Here is an 18,203-nt window from a genome sequence, read left to right on the forward strand (position 1 = left end):
AAAAGCATGAAAGATTCTTCAACTGCTGTCTCGCAAGTTTCATTATTAAAACAGAAACTTAATTCAGCTAAGTTGGCCCTCGAAGAAATCCATGAAGATCGTAATGAAAAATTACGCACTTTAATCCAATTTTTAGGGCATTTGAGTCTAGCTTGTAAAGGACAGAACCTAGAGCTCGACAATCGTTTAGCTAAATTACGTCATCATCTGCAAGGCTATGATCAAATTGATGAAGCCCTACCAGAATTAGTGGAAATTGAACGCCTTTTAAAAGGCCAATATCACCACACTATGACCCGCTTAGAAGAGAGTCGCACTAGTCTTTCTCGTGTCATCAGCCAGATTCAAAGAGTTGACTCTGCACCTGATGAAATAAAAAAAGAAATTAATTACTTCAAAAAAGATCTCAATAAGCCAATCCATACTATATGGGAGTACATCCCAAAAGTAGAACAGGTCATTAGTTTCTATGAACATATTCTTCAAAAGGAATTTGCAGATAGCGATGACCATGTCATCTTGCCTCAGCACCTTATCCTAGCGAAAGAGTTGGCACATAAAATTTCAGAGATAGAGTTTAGAAAAGAGCAACGTGATCAGATTCTGGTTATGAAAGAAGTGTTAATGGGTGATATTAAACTCAATACTTTGCTTGAATCTTATCAAACCATTTTAAGTTTATTGCTCAACAACATTGCTCGTGAGAAAACTGCATCTCAAGATTTCTTATATTCATTAAATGATGCCATTAGTGTTGTGCGCGATGTTGTCACGAACACAGCTAACAACAACGATCGCTCACAGCAAATTAAGACTCAACTTAATAAAGAAATTAACTTACGTGTAGATAATGCAGATGGAATTCTCATTGAGTCCGATGATTCATTGTCATTAAAGACTGCACTTACTGTACAACTTGCTTCACTAAAAGATGCCTTGAGTCGCAAAGAGGCATTAGAAAGTCGGGAACAAGCTTTATTACGTAAATCAATCGAGTCGATGCGAAAAGAACTCTCAAGCATGACTAAAGAAGCCAATGCCTATAAAGAAAAGTTATTCGAGCACCAAAAACTTAATTTACTCGATCCGCTAACTCAATTACCCAATCGGGCAGCTCTTGAAGATCGTATGGAACAAGAGTTTAGAAACCATAAACGGTTTAATACCCCACTTTGGGTCGCAGTCACTGATATTGATTACTTTAAATCTGTGAATGATAATTTTGGTCACAGTACCGGTGATAAGACCTTACAAGTTATCGCAATGGCGCTCAAAAACTCCCTTAGAGAGAGTGAATTTGTTGCAAGATATGGCGGTGAAGAATTTGTTTTATTGCTGCCAGAAGTCAATGAAGACAATATTGGTTTATTATTAAACCGTGTACGAGAAAAAATTAAGAACATTCCTTTTAAATTTAAGAATCAGCGTATTACCGTCACATTATCCATTGGTGCAGCGCAAGTTATGGACAACGAACGTATCGAAGAGACTTTTGAACGTGCTGATGCTGCCCTATATAAAGCCAAAAATAATGGCAGAGATAGAGTCGTAATCGATATTTAATATCAAATGCAACTCATCTCTTAGAGGAGTTGCTTATGATTATAAAAATAAGTCCCAGAGGCAGTTTAGATCAATTGTCTCAAATGGAAGTTAATCGCCTTAAACAAAGCGCTAAAAGCGAACTATACCAACTTTTAAGAAACTGCTCCCTTGCTGTACTCGCCTCAGGCCTCCAAAGTGATAACTCTGAGGCCTTATTCGATACGTATTCCAACTTTGATATTAATGTGTTGCAGCGCGAACGTGGCCTACTCATTGAATTAATTAACCCTCCTGAGCAAGCTTTTGTTGATGGAGAGATCATTGCTGGTATTCAAGAGCATCTTTTTGCAGTACTACGCGACATTGTCTATATCGATAACAAATACGATAATTTAAAACACATCAATCTCACTAACGCCAGTCACATAACCAATGTTGTGTTCGATATTCTACGCAATGCTCGAGTCATTTCTCCAATGAAAGATCCCAACGTCGTGGTATGTTGGGGCGGTCATAGTATCAACCCCACTGAATATCAATATACTCGAGAAGTAGGCTATGAACTTGGCTTGAGAGGCTTAGATATTTGCACTGGTTGTGGCCCTGGAGCCATGGAAGGCCCCATGAAAGGCGCGGCTATTGGACATGCTAAACAACGAGTCAATAATGCCAGATACATAGGGCTTACAGAGCCAAGTATTATCGCCGCCGAGCCCCCAAACCAGATCGTCAATGAATTAGTCATATTGCCCGATATCGAAAAACGCTTAGAAGCCTTTGTTCGCTTAGGACATGGGATTGTTATCTTCCCTGGCGGTGCGGGTACGGCAGAAGAATTACTGTATATCTTAGGCATTTTGCTCAACCAAGCTAATCAAACACTGCCGTTTCCACTCATTCTTACAGGCCCTAAAGAAAGTGAAGATTATTTTATCGAAATCGATGCTTTTATTGCTGCAACACTAGGACAAGAAGCGCAGGACAAGTATCAAATCATTATTAATGATCCAGTAAAAGTCGGCCGCACAATGAAACAAGGCATGCTGAAGGTAAAAGAGATGCGTAAGAGTTTAGGCGATGCCTATCAATTTCAGTGGTCATTAAAAATAGAGCCTGAGTTTCAACTACCGTTTGAGCCTACTCACGATGTGATGGGGAATTTGCATCTATATTTTCAGCCAAACAAAGCAGAACTTGCGGCAACGCTTAGGCGCGCTTTTTCAGGTATCGTGGCAGGTAACGTTAAAAGTAATACCATCAAATTAATTGAAGAATATGGCCCCTTTGAAATACGTGGTGACAAGCAATTGATGAAAATGATGGATAAACTGTTAAACGCTTTTGTTAAACAGCAAAGAATGAAATTGCCGGGTAGCGCTTATGTCCCTTGCTATCAAATTGTTACCCCTGATGACTAGAAGCCACTTTGACAAAGTAAAATACAGGACGTTGTTTAATATCATGTTAAATAGCTATATGATTAGTCATTATTATTTGCGCCATATGGAATAGGTTATCCTGTGATGTTAATAATAAAATATTCCCTGCAACGGCTCAATTGAGCCATGTCACCAGCAACGAAAAGATAAAACATGAATAAACTATTGATCATTGATGGTCTCAATCTTGTTAGACGTATTCATGCTGTACTGCCAGATGAAAATGATATCACCAGTGTAAAAGAGCGCACCATTTCAGCTGCCCAAAAACTACTTAAACATCATCAGCCCAGCCATGCTGTTGTTGTTTGGGATGGCGATAAGGAGTCATGGCGAAAACAGTTATATCCTGACTATAAAAAAGGCCGCAAGCCAATGCCTGCTCCGTTAAAATCAGGCTTAACTGATATCAAAACAGCTTTAGCTGAAGTCCACGTAAATTCACATGACGCAGTATCTGAAGCTGATGATGTAATTGCGACTTTAGCGACAAAAATTGCTGAAAATAATGGTCAAGCCATCATTGTTTCTACCGATAAAGGCTTTGGCCAAATCAGTCAGAATAATATTGATATATGGGATCACTTTAAGCAGCAATATTTTGATATTAAAGAATATGAAAAAAAGCTCGCTGTGCAGCAAAATCAAATTTTGGATTTTATTGCATTAGCCGGCGACTCAGGAAACAAAGTTCCTGGCATCGCTGGAATTGGCCCTAAGTCAGCTGCTGACTTACTCAACAAATTCAGAAGTCTTGCCAACTTATACAAATCAATTGATAACCTTGGAGCCAAACAAGCTCAGAAGTTATTAGACGGTAAAGAAATGGCGCGAGTGAGCTATAAACTTGCCCAACTTCAATGTCATATGCCGCTCAACATTAACCTAAAACAATTCAGAGTCCCTTCCAACAATGAAGGGAGAGTTTAGACAATGAAGCCTTCCCTGTCGTTTCTTATTGCCTCAATGTTTATTGCTTACGTCGTGTTTGCCATTACCGTAGTACTCGTCTATGAACCTCGCCCAGAAGACCGCAGCTGGCAAGATAGGCAAGAATTTAATCATAGGATGCTTAGCGAAATCACCATTGGTCAGAGTATCACGAGTATTCGTCAGAAAATGGGACGAGCTGACTTTACTGAAGCTAAAGCCACCGAAGATGCTAACTTTCAAATTATGTTTTACCGCACGCATCACGTGAAATCTGATGGTATAACAACCAAAGATGAGTGTACCCCATTGTTATTTAAAGATGATCAACTCATAGCTTGGGGGCAAGAAACTTACGATCAGTTTCTACAAATCCCAATATTGAATGTTGTCATCGAATCATCACCGGTAGTAACTTCCAAACCTGCTGCTAGTGAAGAAAAACAGGCTAATAAATCTCTACAAAAGTAGCCTCTAATTTTAAATGAAACCCTTAAAATTCAGACATAAAAAATGCCACATTAAGTGGCATTTTTATGTCTAGCTTGGCCAAAGCTTGTGATTAAATAGGCCGTAAATCTTGAGGCTACTTATATTCTTTATAAGCCTCACCTTTCTCTAACCACTCTGGTGCTTTTGCCCCTTTTAAGTAATGGTCAAAGTACTGCTTCATTCGAATAGTGTAGTCCAGTTTATTAGGGTACTTCTTCAAATGATGTGGCTCATCTTCGTATTGTAAAAACACCACATCTTTGCCAGTACGGCGCATAGCTAAATAAAGTTCAACCCCTTGCTCCCAAGGCACCGCATCATCCTTGTCACCAAACATTATCATCATAGGTGTTTGAATGCGCTCGACGTAAAATACAGGTGAGTTCTCAATATATTTTTGCGGAGATTGAAATAAGCTTTCTGCAATACGGCTTTGCCCTGTTTCATATTGGAATTGACGTGCTAAACCAGAACCATGACGAATGCCACTATAAGCACTGGTCATATTCGATACTGGTGCGCCAGTCACAGCCGCTTTAAAGATGTTGGTTTGAGTCACAGCAAAAGCCGTTTGGTAACCGCCCCAAGAGTGACCTTGGATACCTACAGCATCAGGGTCTGCAATTCCCATATCAATCAGCTTTTGTACCCCTGAAGTTAATCCTTTAACCGCTGATGCACCAGGGTAGCCGACTTCAAATCTGATATCTGGTAAGAAAATAGCGTAACCATTATCAGCATACCAAGCAAAGTTAGGTCGATGGTTAATTGCCATGTGAGGGAATGAATGCAAACGGTCACTCATAAAACGATAGAAATAAACCATCACAGGGTATTGCTTGCCCTCTTGATAATTGGTGGGCTTAATTAATACACCATCGGTTTTACGGCCATCAGCATCGCTCCACTGAACCAACTCAGCACTGCCCCAATTAAAGCCATCGCGTTGCTTATCAAGATCCGTTTGTTTAACCGCATCATTTGGTGAAGTCACACTTGCTGTGTAAAGGTCTGGGTATAAATCATAGCGCTCTTTTGAATACACAATGGTGTCAGCATTCTTACTACGCGCAAGAACTTTAAGCTTAGCTTTACTGTCCACTAACTCTGTCAAACCTGGTACACCAATCGTCACACTATATAAACTATCAGCTTTAGTCGATTCGTTATAACCATGAATAAGCACAGACTGTTCTTGAATCACTTCAGCTGGAGCATTTTGATCTTCATATAGACCTTCAATTCTCAACTGCGTACTCGTTTCACGACCTTGCCCTTTTGTCAGCATGTATCCGTCAAAAGACGATGTATTGAACTGCCAAACATCATATTTATCATAAGCGATAATGCCAGAACCATCGGCCAACCAAGGTCCAAACCCATAGCTAGGGGCATTACCAGGGTAGTCGTGGTCTTCATTGGCAAAACTCACACTAATATCTCTTGAAATAGTGTGCTTTCTTACTCCTGCAATGTCATACATAAATAGCTGACCTTGCTGGTAATATGCAACAAAGCGTGCGTTTGGTGACAATGTTGGCATTTCATTTGTTGGATGCTGTGTTAATAACTGCTGCTTTCTTCCCGTGTTTAAATCAACTAAATACACATCTTGATAAAAACCAGCCCAAGTAATCATCTTCTGGTAAGGCACATCAGATGTCGCTAACAAATAACGCTGTTGCTCCCCGTACAGAACATTAGGGATCGTTTCATCAGCAAGTTGAACAACGCGATTAGCATTAATATGAAGCACGGCTAAATAAGTGCGCTGTACCTCTTTTGAATATTGCTTGATTTCATGAGGCTTAATTTTGGGGTCGTCGCCATGCCAGACTTTTAAATTGCGCAGACCAGTTACCACCGTTTCATCAAATAAATCAGCTTCGGTTTCTATTTCTGCAAGCGAGATAATTTTATCAACCTGTGGGACACGCCCCAAGAAAAGACGTAAACTGTCTTCGGAGAAAAAGACTTTAGAATATTGGTTTAATGTCCAATCATCATCTTGTGGGGTATCTTTAAGCTCGAAGGTTTCCAAACTCAATAACGAAAGTTGATACTCACGCTCATCCCGGTCATCAGTTGCGTTACCTTGAGTAAAGGCTAACCAATTTCCATCGTCAGATAGACTTAACTCACCTATTTGATTATCAGTACTTTTATACAGTTGCTTTAGCGTATTATTCGCTAGGTTTACCTTTTTGATGAAATGTTGTTTTGCTTTGTTGTCATTTATGGCTACAACAAAGTTCTTACCCACTCGATCAAAAGCAAATTGAGTTACGTTGATAAAATCATGGCTAGAATTGTCAGCTAATTTAATCAGCTTAATCGCACTACCAATGTCTTTTTCATTGATTTTAGGCGCATCTTTATCATCTGAATCAGCCTCTTTTTCATCTTCAACGTCAAACCAGATCGCTAAAAATAATCCATCATCGCTAAACTCTGCCTGTTTTACCTTTTCAAAACGTTGTTGTTCACCCGTTGCTGTATTCAGTAATGCCAGTCCAGAATTAAGTTCTGACTTCTTTAAAGTTTCTTTGTCTAATAAAGATGGTTTAAGCGTCGCGATAGCATAGCTACCTTGGCTATTTACTTTAACGTCTGATCCGCCATCAATAACAAACTGCTTCTTAGACTCAATGATATTGATTAAAGCACGGCTATCACCTCTATCAGGCATAGCTTCAACTGCCAATGTTCTTCCATTATCAGAAAGTACAGGCTGTTTCAGCGTTTCAAAATGCATGATGTCATTCAGCGATAAAGAAGTGGCTTGTTCTGCCGCGGTGAGCGACATTGACGCTGTCAATAACGTCAAAGGAATAAGTTTATGTAACTTCAAAGTCATCCTCATTATATTTATTATTTTAAGCAGTTAAGCCTTAATGACTCATTTCTACTTCAACCTTGATAAAACGACACATTGGCTTCAATTTGAAATATATCGTTCAGTATCGTATTAAAATTAGCGAACTTGATAATAAAGTTTATTTATTAAGCTGTTAGACCAAAGTCGTCTGTTCAAAAAATCTAACCTCAATAAGCTGTCTTGGTAAATCGACCCGCTAAGTTAACGTTTTAGCAACAATCAAAGTCGAAATATGACGCATATTGAACCTTTAAATTAAGCTGTTGTGAATATCTTAAAGCAATCAGCTGAGGATTAACTTAAAAAATATAAAAAATATGTGATTAAACTCACTAAATCCTGTAAAAAAATTTCAAAATTCGTTAAAATGCGCCGCAACAAAACCGTTAGTTAATCGTCCCGTAACCGTGTTATTAACACTTACAGGAAAATGCAGTAACCACTAAGTGGAAGGACTATCCATGCCAAAACGTACTATAACCGTAATCCCAGGTGACGGGATTGGACCAAGCATTATCGATTCCGCTTTAAAGATTCTCGACAAGGCTGGTTGCGACTTTGAATATGAATTTGCAGACGCCGGTTTAGCCGCACTAGAAAAACAAGGTGAATTAGTACCACAGCGTACCTTAGATCTCATCGAGAAGAACCGTATTACTTTGAAAGGTCCACTTACGACTCCAGTGGGTGAAGGCTTTACTTCAATTAACGTTAGCTTACGTAAAAAATTCAGCTTATACGCTAACGTACGTCCAGTGCTTTCTTTTAAAGGTACTCAAGCACGTTACGACAATATTGATATCATTACAGTACGTGAAAACACTGAAGGTATGTATTCAGGTCTAGGTCAAAAAGTATCTGATGACGGTGCTACAGCAGAAGCCACCAGTATCATTACACGTCAAGGCGCTGAGCAAATCACAACATTTGCTTATGAACTTGCAAGAAAAGAAAACCGCAAAAAAGTCACTATCGTTCACAAAGCCAACATCATGAAATCTACTTCAGGTTTATTCTTGAAAGTGGCACGTGAAGTTAGCCTACGTTACCCAGATATCGAAACAGAAGAAATGATCGTAGACGCAACTTGTATGAAGTTGGTTATGAATCCAGAAAACTTCGATGTCTTAGTTACCACTAACCTATTCGGTGACATTTTATCTGACTTATGTGCAGGTCTTGTTGGCGGCCTAGGTATGGCTCCTGGTGCTAACATTGGTAGTGACGCTGCAATTTTTGAAGCAGTACACGGCAGCGCACCTGATATCGCTGGTAAAAACTTAGCTAACCCTACTTCTGTTATTCTTGCTTCAATCCAAATGCTTGAGTACCTAGGTATGGCAGATAAAGCTGAAATGATCCGCAGTGCAGTATCTGCAGTGATCGAAGAAGGCGACCGTACTACACGTGATTTAGGTGGTACTCATGGTACTACTGACTTCACTCAAGCTGTTATTGACCGTTTAGGTTAATTTTAAACGGCAATAAGTCGGTAATATAAAACCTTTAAAAAAGCCCTTAGTGATTCACTAAGGGCTTTTTAATATCTCTTATTTATTCGCGATATGAACACGCGATATCAGCTGCTACTTAATCGTGAAAATTCCAAGCTGTATTAGGCTTAACCCATAAATGCACCGTCACTTCATCACGGTCATGATAAAGGTGCTTACATTGAATTTTAAAGTCGTCGATTTCGTTTTCTTTTAAAATCTCAGCCATAGTATCAAGAATTTGTCTTACTTCTTTATAACGGCTCTTCATTGGTAGTTTCAAGTTAAAAATGGCTTCTTTAAACCATCCATTAATCGCCCAAGCTTCCATAAGCTCAGCAACCCGTGAAGGCTTCTCAACCATGTCGCACACTAACCAATAAATATTCTTTCTTGGTGGCTCAAAACGGAAACCATCAGCGCGGTAATGACGTACTTGCCCTGTATCCATTAACTTTTGATCCATAGGACCATTATCAACAGCCGCCACAAACATACCGCGGCGGACAAGCTGATAAGTCCAGCCACCAGGACAAGCGCCTAAATCGACTGAATGTAAACCAGAACGACAGCGTTGCTCTTGCTCTTCTTTAGTTAAAAAGTGGCCAAAAGCTTCATCTAGTTTAAGACTTGAGCGACTTGGTGCATCAGCCGCCATTTTAAGACGTGGAATACCCATGAAATGTGGCGAGCTATTATTGGTCAGCGAATAACCGACATAAGCTTGACCGGGTGCAACAAAACATACGTGGATAATCGGTCTTCTATCATTTTCTTGCGCAAGTAAAGAACCTGATTTTTTTAAGCCTTGACGAAGCGGCACAGTAAATTTGCGACAAAAACCTGAAAGCTCTTTTGCTTCGTTGGTATCTGGGGTCTCAACTCTTAACTCACCAGCTTTAGTTACTCCCGCTAATGCAGCCACAATTGGCGTCATGCGATCAGTTTCTGGCAAGTCTTTTAATAAGTCATTTGCTGCAAACATTTGTCTAGCAAACACTAATGAGTTTAAGTCAATTTTTTTAGCTAGCTGCTCACCACCATCTTCTTCAAAGCATTGGTAAATAACATAGGCATCGTTGGTATTGGTTTTAACAAAACCACCAATATTCAAGTCAGCTGCGCGCTGTTGAATTTCTGCAGCACAATCTTTCTCATAGCCTGCACGGCAGAACAAAAATAGGTTTTTCATGGTGAACCTTAAGCTTCAATAACGCCGTTCAATAATAAATTGCGTTAGTGTGTACGAATAAAAATACAATAATGAGCTGCATTATACGCAACTTTACTGACACTGTGTAAATTGAAGATACAAAAAAAACAAAACAAAAAAGCAGCTGAAATGGTGTATTTCAGCTGCCTTGATTAAATAACGAATATTAAATTTTAAAGCTAACTGGCTTTAACGTCGTCATTTTGCTTAAAAATCGCCACCGCAAACAACAACCAGCCTAAAAGCATACAAAAACCGCCCATTGGCGTTATCGGACCAATCCATTTAGCCCCCGTAAATGCATACACATATAACGAACCTGAAAACAGCAATATGCCGACAAAAAACAAACCCGCTGCCCAATTAAGTAATTTTGAAGATATCCAATGGCCGGCAAATGCCACCGCAATGATCGCGAAGGTATGATAGAAATGATAATCAACACCTAGCTTAAAAATAGCGACAAGTTCAGGTGGGGCGATATTTTTAAGTCCATGAGCGCCGAAAGCACCTAACCCTACCGCTAAAAAACCGCTCAGTGTCGCTAACAATAACAAGCCTTTTTTCATTTCATTGCCTTTATAAATTCTACTATCATAAAAAGTGATTAAATCTGTGATGCCATAAACTGCTGACATTGTTTAACGCAGGCTTGCAGATTAGCCTCTAAACTTGTACCTGACGACTTCCTAGGTTTAAAACTATGATCGCCATCGGTAATCCACCCTAATGAGATTGATTCATCAATTGGCCAATTTGGGATTTCAGCTTTACCACCAAATTTATCTCGCTCCCCTTGCAACACCATCACTGGAATCGTGGCATTATTGATGGGGGCTAAACGTGGTTCGCCACCTTTAAGGGGCACAAACGGGTAACCTAAACACACTACGCCTTTGATAAGCTTTTTAACTTGCTCAAACTCTGGGTGGATTTCCACTTTAGCAATGTCACTTAACTCTGGGGTCATTAGCATAGCTGACATTCTGCCTCCCATGGATTTACCCATAAGGAATATATTTTCAGTGACCAAACTGCCGTCTTTAATTTGATTCAATACGTCGGCTAAAACTTGTTGATAGTAGTCAAGCAACTTAGGCGCTCTATCAGGCGGTCTTCTTTTTCCATCTTGCATGTTGGCTTGCATATACAAAAAATTAAACCGTAAAACTTGTACGCCTGTTTTAGCTAGGTCTTCCGCTACTTGCTCCATAAAATCTGAATGCATATTGGCGCCAGCGCCATGAGCAAATACCACTAAGGTTTTACTTGGCTCACCCAGTAAAATAGATTCAATGGCTTGAGTGGGTTTATTAGGTACTGCTTCATCAACTTTCATCATTGTTTCTATTACTGCTCATTAAGTTTGATTCTTGTACTAGTCACTGGAACCGTATTAGCCACCAGCCAGTAGTTCGCTACGGGATTCTTCAGCAAACATGTCCACCATCCACTCTCTAAACGCGGCCACCTTGCCAAGTTCTGAGTGATTTTGCTGACAAACAAGATAATATGCATCTTTGCTAACAAGCACTTCAGAAAAAGGACACACTAATCGACCGGCTTTAATATCAGGTCTTGCTAGTACGCTATAGCCCAGTGCCACACCTTGACCATGCGCCGCAGCCTGTAGCACAAGAGACGAATGACTGAAGATAGGGCCAGAGTTAACATTAATTTCACTAATCCCGCATTGTCTAAACCAAGCTTGCCAATCATGGCGGCTTGAGTCATGTAATAAGGTATGATTTTTTAAATCGCTAGGTTTCTCTAATGGTTTAGGACCACTCAACAATAAAGGTGAACATACTGGAATAAGCACTTCATTACGCAATTTGTCGGCGCGCAGTCCAGGCCAGTTTCCTTGGCCATAATAAATAGCCACGTCCACATCATCAGTTAACGAATCAGCTTCACTGTCCACGGCTTTAATTCGCACATCGATATCAGGATTTTTTTCGCTAAATTTTGCTAGCCTTGGCACAAGCCATTGAATAGCAAAGCTTGGTGACATACTTACGGTCAATGAACCTATCGCACTTCTGGCTAAAAGGCGGTCGGTTGAATCACCAAGTTGGATAAATATATCTTTAATATCGAGGAAGTAACTCTGCCCTTCTTCGGTTAATAGCAAAGAACGGTTTTTACGACGAAATAGTTTTAAGCCTAAAAAATCTTCCAATGCTTTAATTTGATGACTCACCGCCGCTTGAGTGACAAATAGCTCTTCTGCTGCACGAGTAAAACTCAAGTGTCTAGCAGCTGCTTCGAATGCTTTAACAGCATTTAAAGGTGGCAATCTTCTCGACATAGTGATCAATCTCTCGTTTTTTAATTAGTTTTTCTAATGATTATCGTTATTTTTTGTCGTTTGTAAAGAACACTCTGTTCGTTTAAATTATAACCATTGAAATTTAGTGAGTTGGACAATCTCAATATGGAAAAGAGGGAGTGTCCGACAGTGTGATTTGTCAGCCCGGAGGCGACCCTTTATGTTTAACTTAAAAACTTTAGCGACTGTAGCTTTACTCTCTTCTTTTGCTTTTGCTGCAAACGCAACTGATACCACCATTGATATCAGCGATCTTCAAGCTTCAATCAATGCTGAGTTTGAACAAAGCATGTCAGACATGCAAAAAGACATTGATGTTGATGTAAAAAGCACTTTAGTTGCCGACAAAGAAGACAAAACAACAGTGACCACAGCAGAAGTTCGCATTGCTGAATAATCTACTGTAAAAACAGTTTCAAAAAAACCGCATTAGCCAAATTTATGGTAATGCGGTTTTTTTATGTCTATTTATTAGCAATTATTTTACATTATCCAAGTTCGCTGATAAATCACTTAAAAAAATAGCCAAAGGCGTAATACCGTCGGCTATTTAATCTAATGATATTGTCTATGACATTATCCAAGTTCACTGATAAATCACTTAAAAAAAATAACCAAAGGCGTAATACCGTTGGCTATTTAATCTAATGATATTGTCTATGACATTATCGAAGTTCACTGATAAATCACTTAAAAAAAATAGCCAAAGGCGTAATACCGTTGGCTATTTAATCTAATGATATGGTCTATGACATTATCAAGCTGCGGTTAAGGACGATATACCTTAACGTTACTATAACCTTGCTCTGTTAGGTATAGTGCTTGAAGTTTACTCATCACGCCACGGTCACAATATAACAAATAGGTTTTCTGTTTATCTAAATCTGCAAACTGAGTTGCCAATTTAAAGAAAGGAATTTTCAAGATTTCAGTATCTGTAATTTTAAGCGGATTTTGCTCTTCTTCATCTTGAGCACGAATATCAATCACTACGTTACCATTATCGATAGACTCAACCGTTTCAGTTTCGCTTACAGTGGTTTCAACCTTTTCAGCAATCTGTTTAATATCGATAACTACCGCATCGTTAACAACACGATCAATTAAGTCTTCTGTAAATTTAAGTTCTTCAGCTTCAATTTTAGCTAATACAGCTTTCACTGTCGGCTTTTGCGAAATTACACCACAATATTCAGGAATCGCTTTAGCAAAGTCTTCTGTACCAATTTTGCGGCTTTCGTTAATAATGTCTTGCTTATCCATAGTGATAAGTGGACGTAAAATCAATAAATCAGTACAGCGGTCAATAACGTTAAGGTTCGTCAGTGTTTGACTAGAAACTTGACCTAAGCTTTCGCCAGTCACTAATGCTTGAATACCGTATTTTTCAGCAATTTTAGTCGCTGCACGCATCATCACACGCTTTAAGATTACGCCCATTTGGCCATTATCGATGCGTTCTAAAATCTCTTCGACTACTGGTTCAAAAGGCACAGTGATGAATCGCACTTTGTGTGATTCACCGTATTTTTGCCATAAGTGATAAGCAACCTGCTTAACGCCGATTTCATGTTGTGCGCCGCCTAAATTAAAGAAGCAATAGTGAGTACGTGCGCCTTTCTTAATAAACTGGTAACTGGATACGCCTGAATCAAAACCACCTGAAATAAGAGACAGCACGTCTTCTTGAGTCGCCATTGGGAATCCGCCTAACCCTTCAATACGACGTACAACCATATAAAGCTTTTCATGATCGATTTCTAAGTTTACCGTCATGTCAGGATTTTTAAGCTTAACGCCTGTGGCTTCAGTGTGTTGATTTAACCCACCGCCAACATAACGTTCAACTTCAATAGAGTTAAAATCATGCTTACCTGTGCGCTTAACACGAACACAGAAAGTTTTACCTGCAAGCTCATCTTTATAAACAGGCAATACTTGCTGGTAAATATCATCTATCGATTCAAAGCTGTATTCATCAACTTGGATGACATGTGCAATACCTGGAATGCATTCTAAACGCGCAGAAATAGCATCAACTCTTGCTTGTTCATCACTAGCTACGTGGATCATGATGCGATCCCATTGGCGTTGCACTCTTACATCTTCATCGACTTTTTTAAGTACATTGCGAATGTTTGTTTCAAGGATTTTAGTAAAACGCATTCTAACGGTTTTACTTTTCATCATGATTTCTGGGTATAGCTTTACGATAAACTTCATTGGACTTCCGCGGGCATCTGATTCGGTATAAGCCTCATTAGCACTAATAATCTGTCGCTTTAAAGTCGTTCTCTTTGGTTATTTGAGAGCTCACTTTTAGCTTCAATATTGGTGTAAACAGGCATAAAAACGATGACTAGTAAGGTGACTAGTCATTTAAGGGCGGGATTATAGCAAAAATTGGCTATTTACCAAACACATTAAATAGCGTTACGCAGACTGTAACCAGTTTGTGTGAGTTAACCTAAATTCAATAAAAAAGCCGCTTAATAAAAGTGCATGACTATTATTAAAACGGCCTTTAAATGTCCATTTAAAACTTGTTTAAAATCACTTAGCTGTTCGAAAACAGATAAAACCATAAGTAGACCAAAACTAAAACTCAGTCATCACTGCTCAGGAACAGGAATCGCTTCAATCTCTCTAGACTCTTTAGCTTTACCTTGTTCAATGGCAATTTCAACTCGGCGGTTTCGACTTCTATTTTGATTAGAATCATTTGGCACTAATGGCGCATTTGATGCCATTCCAACCACTTGCATCCTAGATTCATCAAATCCTGTTACTTTGGCAAGCTCATGTGCCACAGCAACAGCCCGTTTACTGGATAAGTCCCAATTCGAACTGTAAAGCTCATTACTTATGTGCATACCATCTGTGTGGCCGGAGACAGTTATTATTCCTGGTACATCTTTCAATAAATCACCAATAGAGCGTACAACAGGTTTAAACCGTGGTTGCAAAAACCCAGAGCCCGAGGCAAACGAGCCTTTCTCGCGAATACGAATAATAATTTGTTGGCCTAATGATTCAATTTCGATTGCTCCATCTACAATTTCTTCATTCAACTGCTCAGCCATCTTTTTAACTTGGTCGTTAATGTTTTCTTGCTCAGATGACGCTTGAGATTGTTGAGCTTGCGCTTGCTGTTGCGCCGTTGCTGCCGCATTGCCGCCTCTATCTTCACCTTGTTGCTTTTGCACCCCACCAGCACTGGCATCATCACCCGCTTGGTACTCAATGGTTTGCTGGGTCATTTCATTGGTTTGTTGATTGATAATTTCAATCGGTGTGGGGTCGGGTTTGCCGGGGCGAAACTCCAGCGCAATCACAGAAGTCCCTTTAGGAATGTCTTTCACTTCTACTTTATTTTGTACACCAAAAGCGTACTTCATCGACCCTGCAATTTGTTTAAACTTCATCACATCCATTTCAGAGAATGCTAGCAATAAAACGAAGAAACACATCAACAATGACATCAGATCAGCAAATGTAGCTAACCATAATGGGGCTCCAGGAGGGGGACAATTACACTTGGCTTTCTTAGCCATGAGTTATTCTCCATCCGTTGTATCAATTTGACGTTGTTTTTCTGATAAATAGTTTTTAAGAAAGCCTTCAATAACACGGGGGTTTTGACCATCTTGAATCGCTAGAACCGCATCCATAATCAAATTACGATTAAGTAATTCTTCACTCATTCTTAATTGCAGTTTATCAGCAATGGGAATTGCAATCATGTTGGCGATGATGGCGCCATACAGTGTGGTTAATAATGCAACGGCCATTGAGGGACCGATAGATTTAGGATCATCCATATTCGATAACATGGCAACAAGTCCAATAAGTGTACCAATCATCCCCATTGCAGGTGCAACATCACCGAGGGACTTAAAAATACCTATACCTGTTTTATGACGCTCTTCGGTTAATGCAATATCCTTTTCAAGCGCCTCACGAACCACATCACCATCGTGACCATCTACCAACATATCAACCGCTTTTTGCATAAAGCTGTTGGTGATTTGTGCTTCTTCCAATGCAAGGAATCCACCTTTACGTGCAGCGTCGGCCATATTAACCGATTGTTCAATTAAGTCTTCAGGCTTATCAATTTTAAACATAAAGGCTTTGGCGCCAATTTTAACCGCCCCAAGAAATTGCTTTAAATTGTACTTCATCATTACGACGAATAATGAACCAATAAATACGATCATCACTGACGGCACATCAACAAAGATTGAAATACCACCACTGCTGACCATAGACCCAATAATAAAAGCAAAGGCTCCGATCAAACCTATTAGGGTTGCTAAATCCACAATTTCTCCTTGATTGCAGTCTTTAAATGCTGCCGTACTGACTGATAACCATTAACATGATTAACCGCGTTATGAATATCAATGTAACACCCTGAGTGACAGGGATAATAGTTCAAATAACAAAAAAATACTCTATTCGCAGCATTCTAATAAAAAATGACCAGTTGTGATAAAAATTCCATCAATTCTTATTTATAAAACGATTGTCTTAATGAAGAAGAATATTATTAGTCGATTAAGGAAACTGGCATTCGTTATAGTTATCGGTCAAACTTAGCCCAAGTTTAGATATTTTTTATTAATTGTATAATTTTTCAGTCACAAAGCGTGCTATTGAGCAAATAAACTACGACACAATTTGACCCTTAGCCCGCCCTGATATACCTTGTCCTCCGCACAACAGAAGGAATAATAATTGTGGCAAAAAAACCTGAGAATCTTAGTTTTGAAGAGTCCTTATCGGAGCTTGAAAACATCGTTGCAGATCTTGAGCAAGGTGAAGTCACACTAGACAGTGCCCTCAAACAATTTGAGCGTGGAATTAAGCTGGTTCGTCAAAGCCAGTCCAAGCTTGAACAAGCACAACAGAAAGTATCAATTTTATTGGATGAAGACGATACCAACCTGAGCCCATTTACCGTTGAAGGCGAATAAGCGTGTTAGCCCAAGCAATTGAAAAGTATCAACAACGTGTCGACAACGTTCTACGAAATAAACTCGCAGAACTCGATGACACGGCACCTGAATTAAAAGCAGCCATGACCCATGGTGCTTTATTGGGTGGCAAGCGTATTCGTCCTTTTATGGTTTACAGTATCGGCGAAATGCTAGGCGCAAAAATAGAACACCTAGACAATGCTGCGGCAGCAATTGAATGCATTCATGCCTATTCATTAATTCATGACGATTTACCTGCTATGGATGATGACGCGCTCCGCCGTGGTCAGCCTACCGTGCATATTGCTTTTGATGAAGCCACAGCAATCCTTGCTGGTGATGCACTGCAAACACTCGCTTTTGAACTTATTTGTCAGCCAAGTGACGATATTACGCCACCTCAACAACTCGCTATGGTAACTGCCCTTGCAAAAGCTTCGGGTTACAGTGGGATGTGTGGCGGGCAAGCAATTGATCTTAGTTCAACCAATAAGCGTATAAATCTTGAACAGCTAACCCAGCTACATAATAAAAAAACGGGGGCGCTTATTAGCTGCGCAGCAGAACTTGCATTAATTGCAGCTAATGCTAACCAAGACGAACAAAATATGATTCGAGAGTTCGCCGCTAATATCGGCTTAGCTTTCCAAGTTCAAGATGACATTTTAGATATTACTGCCAGTACTGAAGAGCTGGGTAAGCCTCAAGGCAGTGATGAAGAAGCCAATAAGAGCACCTTCCCGCGCTTACTTGGACTTGACGGTGCGAACAAATGCGCCGAGCAACTAATTAACGATGCACTATCAGCGCTGGCCAATTTGACCTACAATAGCCAGTTAATTGCAGACTTCGCCCGCTATATCATTGCGCGAAGATTATAAAAGAGACAGTTTATCTCC

The 18,203-nt window shown here is 39.7% G+C and carries 16 protein-coding genes; 8 read left to right on the forward strand and 8 right to left on the reverse strand.

Annotation, left to right across the window (positions count from 1 at the left end):
* Positions 1–6 precede the first annotated feature (6 nt).
* The 4 genes from K5Q58_RS15490 to K5Q58_RS15505 all read left to right on the forward strand — a co-directional run bounded on the left by K5Q58_RS15490 (position 7) and on the right by K5Q58_RS15505 (position 4,385).
* The gene (locus K5Q58_RS15490; RefSeq protein WP_220754811.1) at positions 7–1,563 is read left to right on the forward strand and encodes a GGDEF domain-containing protein; all 1,557 of its coding nucleotides are present in this window, start codon (positions 7–9) and stop codon (positions 1,561–1,563) included.
* A 35-nt stretch (positions 1,564–1,598) separates the two neighbouring features.
* Complete coding sequence (gene ppnN, locus K5Q58_RS15495; protein WP_220754812.1) at positions 1,599–2,963, forward strand: nucleotide 5'-monophosphate nucleosidase PpnN; 1,365 nt, start codon at positions 1,599–1,601, stop codon at positions 2,961–2,963.
* Positions 2,964–3,137: 174 nt separating this feature from the next.
* Entirely contained in the window at positions 3,138–3,914 is a 777-nt protein-coding gene (gene xni / locus K5Q58_RS15500; protein ID WP_220754813.1) for a flap endonuclease Xni, read from the forward strand.
* Positions 3,915–3,917: 3 nt separating this feature from the next.
* Entirely contained in the window at positions 3,918–4,385 is a 468-nt protein-coding gene (locus tag K5Q58_RS15505; RefSeq protein ID WP_220754814.1) for a DUF3192 domain-containing protein, read from the forward strand.
* 115 nt (positions 4,386–4,500) lie between these two features.
* On the opposite strand, the gene K5Q58_RS15510 is transcribed toward K5Q58_RS15505, so the two are convergent.
* Complete coding sequence (locus K5Q58_RS15510) at positions 4,501–7,263, reverse strand: prolyl oligopeptidase family serine peptidase (RefSeq protein WP_259651364.1); 2,763 nt, start codon at positions 7,261–7,263, stop codon at positions 4,501–4,503.
* Positions 7,264–7,745: 482 nt separating this feature from the next.
* Here K5Q58_RS15510 and K5Q58_RS15515 point away from each other — a divergent pair, with 482 nt between their 5' ends.
* On the forward strand, positions 7,746–8,756 hold the full coding sequence (locus tag K5Q58_RS15515) for an isocitrate dehydrogenase (RefSeq protein WP_220754816.1): 1,011 nt from the start codon (positions 7,746–7,748) through the stop codon (positions 8,754–8,756).
* Between the two features lie 118 nt (positions 8,757–8,874).
* On the opposite strand, the gene rlmM is transcribed toward K5Q58_RS15515, so the two are convergent.
* The 4 genes from rlmM to K5Q58_RS15535 all read right to left on the reverse strand — a co-directional run bounded on the left by rlmM (position 8,875) and on the right by K5Q58_RS15535 (position 12,301).
* On the reverse strand, positions 8,875–9,969 hold the full coding sequence (rlmM, locus tag K5Q58_RS15520; RefSeq protein WP_220754817.1) for a 23S rRNA (cytidine(2498)-2'-O)-methyltransferase RlmM: 1,095 nt from the start codon (positions 9,967–9,969) through the stop codon (positions 8,875–8,877).
* A gap of 200 nt (positions 9,970–10,169) precedes the next feature.
* Positions 10,170–10,559 carry a DUF423 domain-containing protein gene (locus K5Q58_RS15525; protein WP_220754818.1) on the reverse strand — a complete coding sequence of 130 codons (390 nt, stop codon included), beginning with the start codon at positions 10,557–10,559 and terminating at the stop codon, positions 10,170–10,172.
* 38 nt (positions 10,560–10,597) lie between these two features.
* Positions 10,598–11,329, reverse strand: a complete 732-nt coding sequence (locus K5Q58_RS15530; protein ID WP_220754843.1) for an alpha/beta fold hydrolase — start codon at positions 11,327–11,329, stop codon at positions 10,598–10,600.
* Positions 11,330–11,386: 57 nt separating this feature from the next.
* Positions 11,387–12,301: a transcriptional regulator GcvA gene (locus tag K5Q58_RS15535; protein ID WP_220754819.1), complete on the reverse strand. Its 915-nt coding sequence runs from the start codon at positions 12,299–12,301 to the stop codon at positions 11,387–11,389.
* Between the two features lie 181 nt (positions 12,302–12,482).
* Here K5Q58_RS15535 and K5Q58_RS15540 point away from each other — a divergent pair, with 181 nt between their 5' ends.
* On the forward strand, positions 12,483–12,719 hold the full coding sequence (locus K5Q58_RS15540; protein WP_220754820.1) for a hypothetical protein: 237 nt from the start codon (positions 12,483–12,485) through the stop codon (positions 12,717–12,719).
* A gap of 371 nt (positions 12,720–13,090) precedes the next feature.
* Here the strand turns inward: K5Q58_RS15540 and thiI are convergent, their stop codons facing one another.
* The 3 genes from thiI to pomA form a co-directional block, all read right to left on the reverse strand.
* Positions 13,091–14,545: a tRNA uracil 4-sulfurtransferase ThiI gene (gene thiI / locus K5Q58_RS15545; protein WP_220754821.1), complete on the reverse strand. Its 1,455-nt coding sequence runs from the start codon at positions 14,543–14,545 to the stop codon at positions 13,091–13,093.
* Positions 14,546–14,934: 389 nt separating this feature from the next.
* Positions 14,935–15,876: a flagellar motor protein MotB gene (locus K5Q58_RS15550; RefSeq protein ID WP_220754822.1), complete on the reverse strand. Its 942-nt coding sequence runs from the start codon at positions 15,874–15,876 to the stop codon at positions 14,935–14,937.
* A 3-nt stretch (positions 15,877–15,879) separates the two neighbouring features.
* Positions 15,880–16,647, reverse strand: a complete 768-nt coding sequence (pomA, locus tag K5Q58_RS15555) for a flagellar motor protein PomA (protein ID WP_220754823.1) — start codon at positions 16,645–16,647, stop codon at positions 15,880–15,882.
* 417 nt (positions 16,648–17,064) lie between these two features.
* Here pomA and xseB point away from each other — a divergent pair, with 417 nt between their 5' ends.
* Positions 17,065–17,301, forward strand: coding sequence for an exodeoxyribonuclease VII small subunit (xseB, locus tag K5Q58_RS15560; RefSeq protein WP_102529053.1), 237 nt, complete (start codon positions 17,065–17,067; stop codon positions 17,299–17,301).
* Positions 17,302–17,303: 2 nt separating this feature from the next.
* Positions 17,304–18,185 (forward strand): (2E,6E)-farnesyl diphosphate synthase, encoded by an 882-nt coding sequence (ispA, locus tag K5Q58_RS15565; protein ID WP_220754824.1) that lies wholly within the window; start codon positions 17,304–17,306, stop codon positions 18,183–18,185.
* Positions 18,186–18,203: the final 18 nt, after the last annotated feature.

The sequence above is a fragment of the Shewanella sp. KT0246 genome, assembly GCF_019654955.1.
Taxonomy (GTDB): domain Bacteria; phylum Pseudomonadota; class Gammaproteobacteria; order Enterobacterales; family Shewanellaceae; genus Shewanella; species Shewanella goraebulensis.

Coding starts and splice junctions, on each gene's coding strand:
- K5Q58_RS15490 (WP_220754811.1), top strand. CDS start 7: ATGAAAGATTCTTCAACTGCTGTCTCGCAAGTTTCATTATTAAAACAG.
- ppnN (WP_220754812.1), top strand. CDS start 1,599: ATGATTATAAAAATAAGTCCCAGAGGCAGTTTAGATCAATTGTCTCAA.
- xni (WP_220754813.1), top strand. CDS start 3,138: ATGAATAAACTATTGATCATTGATGGTCTCAATCTTGTTAGACGTATT.
- K5Q58_RS15505 (WP_220754814.1), top strand. CDS start 3,918: ATGAAGCCTTCCCTGTCGTTTCTTATTGCCTCAATGTTTATTGCTTAC.
- K5Q58_RS15510 (WP_259651364.1), bottom strand. CDS start 7,263: ATGACTTTGAAGTTACATAAACTTATTCCTTTGACGTTATTGACAGCG.
- K5Q58_RS15515 (WP_220754816.1), top strand. CDS start 7,746: ATGCCAAAACGTACTATAACCGTAATCCCAGGTGACGGGATTGGACCA.
- rlmM (WP_220754817.1), bottom strand. CDS start 9,969: ATGAAAAACCTATTTTTGTTCTGCCGTGCAGGCTATGAGAAAGATTGT.
- K5Q58_RS15525 (WP_220754818.1), bottom strand. CDS start 10,559: ATGAAAAAAGGCTTGTTATTGTTAGCGACACTGAGCGGTTTTTTAGCG.
- K5Q58_RS15530 (WP_220754843.1), bottom strand. CDS start 11,329: ATGAAAGTTGATGAAGCAGTACCTAATAAACCCACTCAAGCCATTGAA.
- K5Q58_RS15535 (WP_220754819.1), bottom strand. CDS start 12,301: ATGTCGAGAAGATTGCCACCTTTAAATGCTGTTAAAGCATTCGAAGCA.
- K5Q58_RS15540 (WP_220754820.1), top strand. CDS start 12,483: ATGTTTAACTTAAAAACTTTAGCGACTGTAGCTTTACTCTCTTCTTTT.
- thiI (WP_220754821.1), bottom strand. CDS start 14,545: ATGAAGTTTATCGTAAAGCTATACCCAGAAATCATGATGAAAAGTAAA.
- K5Q58_RS15550 (WP_220754822.1), bottom strand. CDS start 15,876: ATGGCTAAGAAAGCCAAGTGTAATTGTCCCCCTCCTGGAGCCCCATTA.